We start from the raw sequence: 13726 nt of genomic DNA, 5'->3' as shown, positions 1-13726 counted from the left end.
CTATGCGCTGAACAGCGCCTCCAGTCGTTGCTTCACCTCCGGCCAGTCGTGGTCGGTGATGCTATAGAGCACGCTGTCGTCGAGACGGCCGTCCGCCAGGCGGCGATGATTGCGCAGCACTCCCTCGCGCTGGGCACCGAGTTTCTCGATGGCACCCTGCGAGCGCAGATTGCTGGCAGCGGTCTTCAGTTGCACCCGCACCAGCCGCCACTCCTCGAAGGCGTGGCGCAGCATCAGGTACTTGATCGACGCGTTCAGCCCCTTGCCGTGCTCGCCGGCAGCGAGCCAGGTCCAACCAATTTCGGCGGCCGGCAGATTGGGCATGAAGTCGGCAAAGCGGGTGGTGCCCACCAGGTTGTCGCCCAGGCGGATGGCGAAAACCACCGCCTGCCCTTCCCGTTGGGCGGCCAAGCCCTGGCGATACCAGTCCGGACGGAGTGGACCATTCATATAGACGAGGGCTTCGCGGTTTGCGTCAGCCAGGGTCACCAGCGCCGGGACATCGGCCTCCGTCAGCGGATCGAGGCGCAGGGCGCCGCGCTGCAGGGTGACCGGTTGTGGATTGAACATCTGCGCCTCCTCAGGCGAAAGAACCCTGCCGGATGAGAACGTCACGCCAAGCGGAAGTGCCATGCAGGGGCCCGCGCCAGACAAACGAAACAGCGCGGGCAATAGAGCACGCTAGCAGCCCCCGGACGGGGGCTCAAGAGCGCCTGCGACCTTGGTCGCAGCGGCCTGACGAATTGCCGGCTTTGGTGCGAAACTGCTGGAAGTCGAATTACGGCGGGTCCTCACCGCCACCGTACCCTCCGGAGTTGCAATGTCGCTGTCCAGCGGGCTGATCGCCACGGTCGCCTTTCTCTACATGGCCGTCCTCTTCGCCATCGCGTTCTATGGCGACCGCCGCAGCGCGCCACTGTCGCCGCGCATGCGCGCCTGGGTCTACAGCCTGTCCCTGGCGGTCTACTGCACCAGCTGGACCTTCTTCGGCGCCGTCGGCCAGGCCGCCGGACAAGTCTGGAACTTCCTGCCCATCTACCTCGGCCCCATCCTGCTCCTGCTGGTGGCGCCCTGGGTGGTGCAGAAGATGGTGCTGATCAGCAAGCAGGAGAACATCACCTCCATCGCCGACTTCATCGCCGCGCGCTACGGCAAATCCCAGGCCCTGGCGGTGGTGGTGGCGCTGATCTGCCTGGTCAGCGTGTTGCCCTACATCGCCCTGCAGCTCAAGGGCATCGTCCTCGGGGTGAACCTGCTGATCGGCTCAGGCGCCGAATCCTCCGGCACCCGTGCCCAGGACACAGCGCTGATCGTGTCGCTGGTCCTGGCGCTGTTCACCATCCTCTTCGGCACCCGCAACCTCGACGCCACCGAGCACCACCGCGGCATGGTGCTGGCGATCGCCTTCGAGTCCCTGGTCAAGTTGCTGGCCTTCCTTGCGGTGGGCGCCTACGTCACTTTCGGCCTGTTCGACGGTTTCGACGACCTGTTCACCCGCGCCCGCAGTGCCCCGCAACTGGAGCACTACTGGTCGCAATCCATGGACTGGTCCTCGCTGCTGGTGCAGACCGGGGTCGCCATGCTCGCGATCATCTGCCTGCCCCGGCAGTTCCACGTCACCGTGGTCGAAAACATCGAACCACGCGACCTGCGCCAGGCGCGCTGGGTCTTCCCCATCTACCTGGCCCTGGCTGCGCTGTTCGTGGTGCCCATCGCCCTGGCCGGACAGATGCTGCTGCCCAGCGGCGTGATCCCGGACTCCTTCGTCATCAGCCTGCCGCTCGCCGAGGCCCATCCGGCCCTGGCGCTACTGGCCTTCATCGGCGGTGCCTCGGCCGCCACCGGCATGGTGATCGTCGAAGCCGTAGCGCTCTCGACCATGGTCTCCAACGACATGCTGCTGCCCTGGCTGTTGCGCCGGCAGAACGCAGAACGCCCCTTCGAGGTGTTCCGCCACTGGATGCTCTCGGTACGCCGGGTCAGCATCGTCGTGATCATCCTGCTGGGTTACGTCAGCTACCGCCTGCTGGGCTCCACCGCCAGCCTGGCAACCATCGGCCAGATCGCCTTCGCCTCCATCGCCCAGCTTGGCCCGGCGATGATCGGCGCACTGTTCTGGAAGCAGGCCAACCGTCGCGGCGTGTTCGCCGGCCTCGCCGCCGGCGCCGCACTCTGGGCCTATACCCTGGTGCTGCCGGTGATTGCCCGTGGCCTGGGCTGGCCGCTGGAGAACTTCCCCGGCCTCGCCTGGCTGATGGCCAATCCACTGGATCTGCCCATCGAGCCCCTGACCCAGGGCGTGGTGCTGTCACTGGCCGGCAACTGGCTCCTCTTCGCCTGGGTGTCCGTGTTCTCCCGTACCCGCGTCTCCGAACACTGGCAGGCCAGCCGCTTCGTCGGCCAGCAAGTCTCCGCACGCGCTGCCTCGCGCACCCTGCTGGCGGTGCAGGTCGACGACTTGCTGATGCTGGCGTCGCGCTTCGTCGGCGAAGAACGCGCGCGGCAAAGCTTTATCCGCTTCGCCTATCGCCTGGGCATCAGCTTCAACCCGGCGCAGAACGCCAACCAGGACTGGATCACCCACACCGAGCGCCTGCTCGCCGGCGTGCTGGGCGCCTCTTCAGCGCGGGCGGTGGTGAAGGCGGCCATCGAAGGCCGCGAAATGCAGGTGGAGGACGTGGTGCGCATCGCCGACGAAGCCTCCGAGGTGCTGCAGTTCAACCGCGCCCTGCTGCAAGGCGCCATCGAGAACATCACCCAGGGCATCAGCGTGGTGGACCAGTCCTTGCGCCTGGTGGCCTGGAACCGCCGCTACCTGGAGCTGTTCGACTATCCGGACGGCCTGATCAGCGTCGGCCGGCCGATCGCCGACATCATCCGCTACAACGCAGAACGCGGCCTGTGTGGGCCGGGCGAAGTGGAGTCGCATGTCGCCCGCCGTCTGTTCTGGATGCGCCAGGGCACGCCGCACACCTCCGAGCGCCTGTTCCCCAACGGCCGGGTCATCGAGCTGATCGGCAATCCTATGCCCGGCGGCGGCTTCGTCATGAGCTTCACCGACATCACCGCCTATCGCCAGGCTGCACAGGCCCTCAAGGATGCCAACGAAGGCCTGGAACAGCGGGTCACCGAGCGGACCCTGGAACTCTCCCAGCTCAACCAGGCGCTGATCGAGGCCAAGGGCACGGCAGAGTCGGCCAACCAGTCCAAGACGCGCTTCCTCGCCGCCGTCAGCCACGACCTGATGCAGCCGCTGAACGCCGCGCGCCTGTTCTCCGCCGCCCTCGGCCACCAGCAGGACGCCCTGCCCCGTGAAGCCCGCGAGCTGGTCAACCACCTCGACAGCTCGCTGCGTTCGGCCGAAGACCTGATCACCGACCTGCTCGACATCTCGCGCCTGGAAAGCGGCCGCGTCACCCCCGACCGCACGGCCTTCCCCCTGGCCTCGCTGTTCGACACCCTCGGCGCCGAATTCAAGGCGCAGGCTCAGGAACAGGGCATGGACTTCCGCCTGCGCGGCAGCAAACTGCGGGTGGAAAGCGACATGAAGCTGCTGCGTCGGGTGCTGCAGAACTTCCTCACCAACGCCTTCCGCTATGCCAGGGGGCGTGTGCTGCTGGGGGTGCGGCGCGACGGCGACAGCCTGAGGCTGGAAGTCTGGGACCGCGGCCCGGGCATCCCGGAAGACAAGCGCAAGGTGATATTCGAAGAGTTCAAGCGCCTCGACAGCCACCAGACCCGCGCCGAGAAAGGCCTCGGGCTCGGCCTGGCCATTGCCGATGGACTGTGCCGCGTACTCGGCCACACCCTGGAAGTGCGTTCCTGGCCCGGCAAGGGCAGCGTGTTCAGCGTCACCGTGCCGCTGGCCCGCGTCCAGCAACCCTCGCCGGTGGTGCAGAAGCAGGCCGAAGCCAATGGCCAGGCCCTCAACGGCACCCAGGTGCTGTGCATCGACAACGAAGACAGCATCCTCACCGGCATGCACAGCCTGTTGTCACGCTGGGGCTGCCAGGTCTGGACCGCTCGCAACCGCCTGGAATGCGAGCACCTGCTATCCGAGGACGTGCGCCCGCAGTTGGCACTGGTGGACTACCACCTGGACGAAGGGGAAACCGGTACCGAGCTCATGGCCTGGCTGCGGACCCGCCTTGGCGAGCCGCTGCCCGGCGTGGTGATCAGTGCCGACGGCCGCGCCGAACTGGTGGCCGAAATCCACGCCGCCGGCCTGGACTACCTGGCCAAGCCGGTCAAGCCGGCCGCGTTGCGCGCCTTGATCAGCCGGCATGTGAGCCTGCGCTGATTTCCACGCCAATGCCCGCCTGAGAGAGGCCCGTCAGCGCGAGACCCAGTTCCATGCAGGGCACGCCCTCTTGCGAAGCAGCGCCAACCTAGGGAGCGGCGTGTGGATAACTGTCGAGCAGCCGCCTGGCAAAGCCTTCCAGCGCCTGCCCCGGCAAGCGGTTGATGCCAGCCGCGCGCTTGCGCCCTCCCCCCGTTGCAAAGCCCCGGCAGAAGGCATCCGCCTCCAGGCTGGCGTTGGCCGGCACACGCAGGCTGAAGGTCCAGTCGCCATCGGCCCTGGCGCTCAGCAGACCGAGTGCGCGTTGCGGATCGCGAGCAGCGAGCTGGTTGGCCAGCACGCCGCTGACCCGCCGCGCCCAGGGCTTCGCAGGCAGCCGGTATAGCGACGCCCCCTCCCCCACGCGCCACGGTTCCAGGCTGGCCGCTGCCGCCATATCGGCGGCGTGGCCTTCGCGTAAACGGGCGAAGCTGGGGCTGAGCCGGACGAACGCCAGTGGATCGTCATAGGGCAGCAGCTCCGCCGCCAGCGCCACCGGATCGAAATGAAGGTCGGCAAGATGGTCGCCATAGGCGTTGTAGTTCAGCAGCAGGCCCAGCTCTTCAAGCGCCGCCAGATCCTCTTGCGCCACCCCATGACGTTCGGCCAAGGCCCGCGCCGGCCCTGGCATGCCGTCACCGAAGGCCGCAGCCACCGCCCAGCGGTGGAAGCGCCCCTGGAGGAAACGATCCACCAGCAAGCTAGTGCAGACATCCGCCGCCACATCGATGAAGGGCTCGAATGCCGGGTGCTCCGGCAGATCGCCGGCAAAGTGGTGATCGAAGTAACGCAGCCCGGCGCCCGCCGTGAGAAGCCGCGCCGCATCGGCGCGGTTCTGATCAAAGGAAATGTCGAGCACCGTCACCCGTTCACCGGGCCCGGCCTGCACCCGCCGCAGCAGGTCGATGTCGCGCTTCACTCCGCTGACCAGGCGCACGTCCGCCGCCAACTCCCCACCCAGACGCAGCTGCTGCAGGGCGCAGAGGCCGTCGGCATCGCCATTGAAGGCACAGTGATCAAGCATGTCCGTCTCCCCCGCGCTCAGCGCATCAGTTCACCGCCGTTGGCGTCCAGTTGTGCGCCGTTGATGGCGCTGGCGAAATCGGATGCCAGGAACAACGCCGCACGGGCGCATTCCTCGTCGCCCGGCATACGCCCACCGGGAATACCCGCACTGAACTCCGCACGCACCTGCTCCTCACTGACACCCCGCGCGGCAGCGGCATCACGTACATGCGCCTGCACCGGCTCGCCCCACATCCAGCCACAGGCCAGGCCGTTGACCCGCAGGCCATACCCGGCCAGCTCGTGGGCCAGGTATCGCACCGCCGCCGCCAAACTGCCCTTGGAGATCGCGTAGGCACCACCGCCGGCGTAGGGCTGGTGCACGCCCAGGGTGCTGACCATGACGATGGCACCGGAGCCCTGGGCCTTCATCCGTGGCAGCACAGCGCGCGTCAGGTTCAGCGAACCGAACAAATTGACGTCCAGCGCCTCCTGCAGATTGGCATCGCTACAGCTTTCAAGTGTGTCGAAACCACCGTGGGCGTAGGCGCTGTTGATCAGCGCGTCGATGCGCCCGAAGCGCTCCACCGTGGCTTCGGCGAAGGCCCGGCATGCCGCTGCATCACTCACATCGGTGGACTTCCACAGCACCTGGCAGTCAGTGCCCAGCGCCTGGATGCTCGCCTCGGCCTGGCGCAGACGCGCCTCGTTGCGGGCGCAGATGGCCACCGCGCGAGCCCCTGCTCGGGCCGCCTCCAGGGCCAGCTTGATCCCCATGCCGGGGCCAATGCCGGAAATCATCACCACCTTGTCATTCAGCAACATGTTCCTGTCCTCTTGTTCTTGTTGTCGTTCGGGATGCATCAGCCCGCCAGGTAGCGGGCACGGTACTGGGCGTAGTCGCGTAGCAGGCGAGCCTCGTCGAGGCCGAAGGCAGCCGCGTCGTACTGGTGCACGGCACGCTTGTCGCGGCCGTTGTCCACCAGCCAATCCGCCATGGCCGCGCGGACGCCGGGCGCCAGTTCCAGCCCGGCGAAACGGTAGATGCGCGCCACTACCGCCAGCGGATCGCTCACCGTGTCCTCGAAGTACACGTCCAGAAAGGCCTCGTCCGGCAGCCCGTCGCGGACCTCCAGGCTGTGCCGCAGGGCACGGGCCATGCGGCCGTTCCACTGTTCGCCCACCTGCGCCGGATCGGCCTGGTCGCTGTAGATCTGCCAGAGCGTGTAGATGAAGCTGGCGAGCGAGGGGATGGTCTTGCCCGGTTCGCGATGGGTAAGGACCACCTGAGCGCGCGGGAAGACCTTGAACAGCAGTTCGAGGGTGTGCAGGTGCTGCGGGCTCTTCAGCAGCCAGCGGCGCCCAGGCGCGATGCCGCGACGCGTCTGCTGCCATTGCAGGAACTGCAGCATCTTCTTCAGGTAGGCATACACCTGGGTCTGGTCCTGGCGATCGAGCCAGGCCGTGTAGGCCGGCACATTGACGTAGGAGTCCATGGCACACAGGAAGGAATGCTCCATGAGCATGAACTCCTCGTCCGGCTGCTCGGCGTCCAGCGGGTGGATGGCGAGGATCTGCGGCACGAACTCGACCATCGCGCAAACCTCCGCCCTCGCCCTGCCGATCCGCTCGGCGGGCTGTTCCAGCAGCTCCCCGGGTAGCGGCGCGGGGTAGCGGGTTTCCCACCACTGCGCCTTGCTGAATTGCGGGTCCACCGCCAGCAGACGCTGCAACAGGGTGGTACCGGTGCGCGGCAGGCCGACGATCACCAGCGGATCGTCGATCGGTTGCTGGAGAATTTCCGGAAAACGCCTGCAGTGGTCCTCGATCACCAGGCGGTTGACCAACTGCGCTACCAGCTTCTCCCTGAGCAGGGCTCGGCCTTGCGCGGAGAGGCACGCTTCGTCGTGCAAGGCACGCTGCAGGACCCGAAGCGCCTCGCGGAAGTCACCGGGGCCGAAGTCGTCGAGGCCGCCGGCGCGGGCACTGGCTTCGGCCAGCAGGCTGTTGGGTGCGAAGGCGTCGGTCGCAATCATCGGGTCGCTCATTGCAGCTCCTTGAGGTGGTCGAGCTTGACCACGCGGGTGGTGGGATGGACCGGACACTCAGCGCCTACCCAGCGCAGGCAATAGGTGCCCTCGGCATGCCCGGCGGTTTCCAGCCAGTTCGGCAGACCGGGATCGCGATGGCTGAGCACCAGGCGCACGCCCCCTCTGCCGTCCAGGCGCGCCGAGTGCTTGTTCAGGCAGATGCGGTGGTAGCGGTAGTCCAGCGACTCCATCCAGTAGTTGTTGATCTGCAGATTCCAGAAGTTGCAGTCGGGCACCTGCTCGACCTCGATCAGCAGCGCCTCGTCGTCTGCCAGGGCCCAGTAGCCGTGGTAGTAGATGATGTTCGGATCACCGCCCACGGCCTGGCACAGGGCCTGATCCGCCAGCGGCAACCGGTTGGGCCGCGCCTGGTAACCCTGTGCCCAGTCTGCAAAGAGCCGCGCGGTGTTCTCGACGAAGCTCGCCGCACGCCCCAGGCTCTGGTGCAGACGCGCGGCACTCAGGGGTTCCGGCTGCTGGCGGCGGTCCAGGCGCTCGATGTGCAACTGCGCGGGCTGCTCACGGGTGCGGTCAAGGAAGGTCTGGCGCACGATCAGCGCATTGCTCTGCGCCTCCAGACGCAGCCAGTTGCCGCTGGCGGGGCGTTCCTGGCTGAGGATGAGTTCGAAGCTGCCGTCGGCCTCCAGCTGCAACTGGCTGGCATCAATGAAACCGGTCTGGATCATTTTGCCGTCGCTTTCGTAGCCACCCTTCTGAGTACCGAAACTGAGGTACGCCACGCTGCCGCGCCGGCCGCTGACGCGGTACGACCGCTGGCCGTTGAGGCGCGCGTACTGGTAAAGATTGTCCGGGTTGTCGGCGCCGATCTTGGCCGTCTCGTGGGACGGCGAGAAGAAGCCGGGGAAGTCCGGGTCGGCGAACTCCAGGTGCATTTCCAGGGCGATGCGCAGCAAGCGGGTGAGGTAGCGGAAGCCCTCGGCGCGGGTCTGCGCGTCGACGGGCGCCTCGTCCCGCAGTATCTGTTCACCGGCGTGCCTGAGCCTGTCGCAGAAGTCGTTCCAGACCTGCCCGGTCAGCACCTGCTGTTCGATTCCATCTGTCGCCATGTCGGTCTCCTCGGGTCCGGCGGAATGCCCGCCGCTGCACAAACCTTAGGGAGAGCGGCATGACCGATTCTTCGTCTGGGCGGACTAATAATCGGCTCGACGTTCGACGGGAAGCGGTCAGACGTCCGCCGGTTGGACCGCTACCTAGTCCGCCCGGACGAGGAGTCCGGACCAGTACGCTGGGAGCATCAGCCGCACCGGCGCCGCGCAGTGCGGCACCGCCTGAGACTCGAGGAGTCCCCGATGCCTGAAGAGAAGAACCTGGTGCGGTCGCTGACCGTGGACATCGCCGCCCCTGCCGAACTGGTCTGGTCAGTGCTGGTGGACCTGGCGCGCTATCCCGAATGGAACCCCTTCACCGTGAAGGTGGAGTCCAGCCTGCGCCTGGGCGAGCCGGTTAACCTGTACCTGCCCGACCCGGCCCGCCCGGGCGAGCGGGTGCACGTGGTCGAGCAACTGGCCAGCTTCGAGCCGCCCCGCCTGCTGGCCTGGGAGATGCACGCCAGCGCCGACAACCCGGACGCCGCGCGCCGCGAGCAGATCATCGAAGCCACCGGAACGGACAGTTGCCGCTACCACACCACCGACCTGTTCCTCGGTCCCACTGCCGATCAGGTGATGGCGCTGCACGGTCCCTGGGTCAAGCAGGGTTTCGATGCCGTCGCACTGGCGGTGAAGGCACGGGCCGAAGCCCTGTTCGCCGCCAACCGCTGAAACCTTGTCCGGTTGGACGAAGAACCCGCAGCAACGCATTCCCTACCGTGGAAAAAAGCCGGCCCGCACCATGCGGCGCCGGCTCCATCCAACGGAGGCAAGCAATGCTCACTCACCTAGAACGGCTGGAAGCGGAAAGCGTCCAGATCATCCGCGAAGTGGTCGCCGAGTGTGAAAACCCGGTGATGCTCTACTCCATCGGCAAGGACAGCGCGGTGATGCTGCACCTGGCGATGAAGGCTTTCGCTCCGGGCAAACCGCCCTTTCCCCTGCTCCACGTGGACACCACCTGGAAGTTCCGCGAGATGATCGCCTTCCGCGACCAGACCGCCCAACGCCTGGGCTTGGAGTTGCTGGTGCACGTCAACCCGGAAGGCGTCGAGCGCGGCATCAACCCCTTCACCCATGGCTCGGCCCTGCACACTGACATCTGGAAAACCCAGGGCCTCAAGCAGGCGCTGGACCTCCACGGTTTCGACGCGGCGTTCGGCGGCGCGCGGCGCGACGAAGAGAAGTCGCGCGCCAAGGAACGGGTGTTCTCGATCCGTTCCGAGCAACACCGCTGGGACCCCAAGCAGCAGCGCCCGGAGCTCTGGCGCCTGTACAACACGCGCAAGCGCAAGGGCGAGAGCCTGCGGGTGTTCCCGCTGTCGAACTGGACCGAGCTGGACATCTGGCAATACATCTACCTGGAGCAGGTCCCCATCGTGTCGCTATACTTCGCCCGCGAGCGCCCGGTGGTGCAGCGCGACGGCACCCTGATCATGGTGGACGACGAGCGCCTGCCGCTGCGCCCCGGCGAAATGCCCGAACTGCGCAAAGTGCGCTTCCGCACCCTGGGTTGCTATCCCCTGACCGGCGCCATCGACAGCGAGGCCAACAGCCTCACGGCAATCATCCAGGAAATGCTGGTGAGCCGAACCTCGGAACGCCAGGGCCGGCTGATCGACTCCGATTCGGCCGGTTCCATGGAGAAAAAGAAGCAAGAAGGGTACTTCTGATGAGCGCCATCCCCAACCTGGACCAATACCTGCAGCAGCAACAGCGCAAGGACCTGCTGCGCTTCATCACCTGCGGCAGCGTCGACGACGGCAAGAGCACCCTGATCGGGCGCCTGCTCTACGAGACCAAGGTGCTCTTTGAAGACCAGCTCGGCCAACTGGAAACGGACTCGAAGAAGCTCGGTACCCAGGGCGGTGACCTGGACTTCGCCCTGCTGGTGGACGGCCTGGCCGCCGAGCGCGAGCAAGGCATCACCATCGACGTCGCCTACCGATTCTTCGCCACCGACAAGCGCAAGTTCATCGTCGCCGACACCCCCGGCCACGAGCAGTACACCCGCAACATGGTCACCGGCGCCTCCACCGCTGACCTGGCGGTGATCCTCATCGACGCCCGCCAGGGCCTGCTGCCGCAGACACGCCGGCACAGCTTCCTCGTGTCCCTGCTGGGTATCCGAAAGGTGCTGGTGGCGGTGAACAAGATGGACCTGATGGACTATTCGGAAGCAGTCTTCCGACGCATCGAAGCCGACTACCGCACCTTCGCCGAAAAGCTCGGCCTGACCGATATCCAGTGCATCCCACTCTCGGCGCTCAAGGGCGACAACCTGCTCGAGCGTAGCGCCGACATGCCCTGGTACCAGGGACCCAGCCTGCTGCAGCATCTGGAAAGCGTTCCCCTGGATCACGACCGCGCCAGCCACTTGCCCTTCCGCCTGCCGGTGCAATGGGTGAACCGTCCGAATCTCGACTTTCGCGGCTATGCCGGCAACGTGGCCGCCGGCAGCATCCGCGTCGGCGAACGCATCCGCGTGCTGCCCGCGGGCAAGCAGAGCCGGGTGAGCGGCATCTTCGGCCTGGCGGGCCCGCAGCAGGAAGCGGCCTGTGGCCAGGCCGTGACCCTGACCCTGGAAGACGAGATCGACATCAGTCGCGGCGACCTGATTACCCTCGCCGATGCTGCGGCGGAGGTGGCCGACCAGTTCGAGGCCACCCTGGTCTGGATGGCCGAGGAACCGCTGCTGCCCGGTCGCCCCTACCTGATGAAAATCGGTTGCCGCACGCTGGGCATGAGCTGCGCCAACCTCAAGCACAAGGTCGACATCAACAGCCTGGAGCAATTGGCGGCCAGGACCCTGGAGCTGAACGAGATCGGCGTGTGCAACCTCGGGCTGGACCAACCGATCGCCTTCGATCCCTACACGAACAACCGTGACACCGGCGGTTTCATCGTCATCGACCGGTTGACCAACCAGACCGTGGGCGCCGGCATGCTGCACTTCGCCCTGCGCCGGGCGCAGAACGTGCACTGGCAGGCCATCGATATCGACGCGCGGGCGCGGGCCGAGCTCAAGGGCCAGACGCCTCGCGTCCTCTGGTTTACCGGGCTGTCCGGAGCCGGCAAGTCGACCATCGCCAATCTGGTGGAGCGCAGGCTGCACGCACTGGGCCGACACACCTACCTGCTCGACGGCGACAACGTGCGCCATGGATTGAACCGCGACCTGGGTTTCAGCGAGGCAGACCGGGTGGAGAACATTCGTCGGGTGGCCGAGGTGGCGCGGCTGATGCTGGATGCCGGACTGATCACCTTGGTGTCCTTCATTTCGCCATTCCGCGCCGAGCGGGAACTGGCCCGCAGCCGGGCCGGGGAAAACGCGTTCCTGGAGATCTTCATCGACACGCCGCTGGAACTGGCGGAACGGCGCGACCCCAAGGGCCTTTATCAGAAGGCCCGGCGTGGCGAGCTGAAGAACTTCACCGGCATCGACTCACCCTATGAGCCGCCGCTGGCGCCGGACCTTCACATCGACACCCGCCGCGAATCGGCAGAAGAAGCCGCCGAGCGCATCGTCGCGTACCTGCTGGCACTCTGACCGGCAACTCCGGCAGCCGTCGGCCCCATCCCAGGATGTCATCCGGGGAGCGGGCCGACGGTCCCGGAGCCTAGGCCGAACGGACGATTTATCCACAGCTCGTGCGGCCAATACTCGCCCCATCCAGCCCGACAACCACAACAAGCGAGGCGCGGATGCACATCCTCGAACACGCCGACGACCTGGCGGGCATCGGCGCCCGCGAACTGAGCGAACTGCTGGCGCTGACCTATCGTGGCCCGCTGGAGCCCACGCCCTGGGCCGGCTTGCTGGAAGCGCTGCGACTGCGCCTGGACGCCAGTTTCCTTACCCTGGTCCTGCGCAATCCGGCTCACGAACGGCCGGGGTTGATCGTCAACGCCTCGATCCACGGCCCACACCTGCCGGGCGAACCATCCTACAGCGAGCACTACTACGCGATCTGCCCCTTCCTCCACTGGCCGGCCGATCAGGTTGCCAGTGCTGACGAAGTCATGGGCAGCGACACCTGGCAGGCCCACGACTTCTACCGCAACTACCTGAAGCCGCTGGACCTGCGCTATGTCCTGGTGGCTAACATGCGCACCGCTTCCGGCATGGACTGCGCCTTGTTCGCCTGCCGCGGGCACGGCGGCAAGGACTTCGACACCGACGAAATTGCCCTGATCCGCCTGCTTCGCCCCCACCTGCAACAAGCCGTCGACCTGCATTCGGCAGCCGACGAGCTGGATTCGGAGCGGCTCCTTTATGCAGCCACCATCGACCGCCTGCTCGTGGGCACGGTGATCCTCGACGAATCAGGCAAGGTGATGCGCAGCAACCAGGCGGCACAGCGGCTGTTCGCCACCCACGACGGCCTCGAATGCCGACAGGAGAAACTGCTGGCCTTCGCCGGCAAGGACAATCGCAACCTGCAGAAGGCCATACTGGCGGTGCTCCAGCAGCACCAACTCGGCCGAGCCGACTGCATTGAAGTGCTCACCCTGGCACGCCCCACCGGGGAAGTGCCGCTGAATGTGCTGCTGCGCCCCATCGCGCTCAATTACGAGGGCCAGGGCAACACCCGGCGACCAGCTGTCGCGGTGTTCATCCGCAATCCCGGCGACTCGCCCCAGGCCTCGCGACGCTTGCTGCGCAGCCTGTTCCATCTGACCCGCACGGAAACCGAGGTGGCCCTGCTGATGATGGACGGACTGACCCTGGACGAGAGCGCCGAGCGCCTGGGCGTCTCGCGCAACACCGTACGCGCCCACCTGCGCGGTGTCTTCGCCAAGACCGGTGCAACCCGCCAGGCACAACTGGTGAAGACCCTGCTCAACAGCGTCGCGTCCCTGGCATGAGCGGGGAATCGGGCCAATAGCGGTTGGGGGCGTGCAACGAAAAAACCCGGCCGAAGCCGGGTCAAAAGGCACAGACAATTTCGCTCAAACCCGCCCAGTCGGGCAGCAGCTCCCGGTTGTCAGTCCGGGAACCTCAGTTGTCGATACGCCGCTCGCTGACGTTGATCACGTCCTCAGCAAGCAGCGGCCAAGGCCGGCGCGGTGGTGGTGTAGGCGCCGTCGAGGTAGACCAGCGGGCTGATCTCCGCGCTGTTGTGGATCGCCACAATCCGGCCGATGAAGATGGTGTGGGTGCCGTAGCTGAACTTGCCGTC

At 66.4% G+C, this 13726-nt stretch carries 11 protein-coding genes; 5 read left to right on the top strand and 6 right to left on the bottom strand.

What is annotated here, in order from left to right:
* Positions 1-570 carry a GNAT family N-acetyltransferase gene (locus FFS60_RS21750; protein WP_028628238.1) on the bottom strand — a complete coding sequence of 190 codons (570 nt, stop codon included), beginning with the start codon at positions 568-570 and terminating at the stop codon, positions 1-3.
* A 250-nt stretch (positions 571-820) separates the two neighbouring features.
* Between FFS60_RS21750 and FFS60_RS21745 the strand changes: the two genes are divergently transcribed.
* Positions 821-4300 (top strand): PAS domain-containing hybrid sensor histidine kinase/response regulator, encoded by a 3480-nt coding sequence (locus FFS60_RS21745; RefSeq protein ID WP_137823125.1) that lies wholly within the window; start codon positions 821-823, stop codon positions 4298-4300.
* Positions 4301-4388: 88 nt separating this feature from the next.
* Here FFS60_RS21745 and FFS60_RS21740 read toward each other — a convergent pair whose 3' ends face one another.
* From FFS60_RS21740 to FFS60_RS21725, 4 genes are read right to left on the bottom strand one after another with little or no spacing between them, the layout of a single operon-like run.
* Positions 4389-5363 carry an acetyltransferase gene (locus tag FFS60_RS21740; RefSeq protein ID WP_137823124.1) on the bottom strand — a complete coding sequence of 325 codons (975 nt, stop codon included), beginning with the start codon at positions 5361-5363 and terminating at the stop codon, positions 4389-4391.
* Between the two features lie 17 nt (positions 5364-5380).
* Positions 5381-6169: an SDR family oxidoreductase gene (locus FFS60_RS21735; protein ID WP_028628241.1), complete on the bottom strand. Its 789-nt coding sequence runs from the start codon at positions 6167-6169 to the stop codon at positions 5381-5383.
* A 38-nt stretch (positions 6170-6207) separates the two neighbouring features.
* Complete coding sequence (locus tag FFS60_RS21730) at positions 6208-7392, bottom strand: sulfotransferase (protein ID WP_137823123.1); 1185 nt, start codon at positions 7390-7392, stop codon at positions 6208-6210.
* Complete coding sequence (locus FFS60_RS21725; RefSeq protein ID WP_137823122.1) at positions 7389-8501, bottom strand: DUF1214 domain-containing protein; 1113 nt, start codon at positions 8499-8501, stop codon at positions 7389-7391. Before FFS60_RS21725 ends, FFS60_RS21730 begins: the two co-directional genes overlap by 4 nt.
* A 243-nt stretch (positions 8502-8744) precedes the next feature.
* On the opposite strand from FFS60_RS21725, the gene FFS60_RS21720 reads away from it, so the two are divergent.
* From FFS60_RS21720 to FFS60_RS21705, 4 genes are all read left to right on the top strand, one after another.
* Entirely contained in the window at positions 8745-9215 is a 471-nt protein-coding gene (locus tag FFS60_RS21720; protein WP_137823121.1) for an SRPBCC domain-containing protein, read from the top strand.
* A gap of 86 nt (positions 9216-9301) precedes the next feature.
* Positions 9302-10216: a sulfate adenylyltransferase subunit CysD gene (gene cysD / locus FFS60_RS21715; RefSeq protein WP_211228792.1), complete on the top strand. Its 915-nt coding sequence runs from the start codon at positions 9302-9304 to the stop codon at positions 10214-10216.
* Positions 10216-12093, top strand: a complete 1878-nt coding sequence (gene cysN, locus FFS60_RS21710) for a sulfate adenylyltransferase subunit CysN (RefSeq protein WP_051246562.1) — start codon at positions 10216-10218, stop codon at positions 12091-12093. Before cysD ends, cysN begins: the two co-directional genes overlap by 1 nt.
* Positions 12094-12248: 155 nt before the next feature.
* Complete coding sequence (locus FFS60_RS21705) at positions 12249-13412, top strand: helix-turn-helix transcriptional regulator (RefSeq protein ID WP_137823120.1); 1164 nt, start codon at positions 12249-12251, stop codon at positions 13410-13412.
* A gap of 173 nt (positions 13413-13585) precedes the next feature.
* Here FFS60_RS21705 and FFS60_RS21700 read toward each other — a convergent pair.
* A partial coding sequence (locus FFS60_RS21700; RefSeq protein ID WP_137823119.1) for a flavin reductase family protein occupies positions 13586-13726 on the bottom strand: 141 nt, incomplete at its 5' end.

It is taken from the genome of Pseudomonas sp. D(2018) (assembly GCF_005502555.1).
GTDB classification, from domain to species: Bacteria; Pseudomonadota; Gammaproteobacteria; order Pseudomonadales; family Pseudomonadaceae; genus Metapseudomonas; species Metapseudomonas resinovorans.
This window is presented reverse-complemented; position numbering and strand designations above follow the sequence as displayed.

Bases quoted from the DNA above. Each gene is read 5' to 3' on its own strand.
- FFS60_RS21750 (WP_028628238.1), bottom strand. From the start codon at position 570: ATGTTCAATCCACAACCGGTCACCCTGCAGCGCGGCGCCCTGCGCCTC.
- FFS60_RS21745 (WP_137823125.1), top strand. From the start codon at position 821: ATGTCGCTGTCCAGCGGGCTGATCGCCACGGTCGCCTTTCTCTACATG.
- FFS60_RS21740 (WP_137823124.1), bottom strand. From the start codon at position 5,363: ATGCTTGATCACTGTGCCTTCAATGGCGATGCCGACGGCCTCTGCGCC.
- FFS60_RS21735 (WP_028628241.1), bottom strand. From the start codon at position 6,169: ATGTTGCTGAATGACAAGGTGGTGATGATTTCCGGCATTGGCCCCGGC.
- FFS60_RS21730 (WP_137823123.1), bottom strand. From the start codon at position 7,392: ATGAGCGACCCGATGATTGCGACCGACGCCTTCGCACCCAACAGCCTG.
- FFS60_RS21725 (WP_137823122.1), bottom strand. From the start codon at position 8,501: ATGGCGACAGATGGAATCGAACAGCAGGTGCTGACCGGGCAGGTCTGG.
- FFS60_RS21720 (WP_137823121.1), top strand. From the start codon at position 8,745: ATGCCTGAAGAGAAGAACCTGGTGCGGTCGCTGACCGTGGACATCGCC.
- cysN (WP_051246562.1), top strand. From the start codon at position 10,216: ATGAGCGCCATCCCCAACCTGGACCAATACCTGCAGCAGCAACAGCGC.
- FFS60_RS21705 (WP_137823120.1), top strand. From the start codon at position 12,249: ATGCACATCCTCGAACACGCCGACGACCTGGCGGGCATCGGCGCCCGC.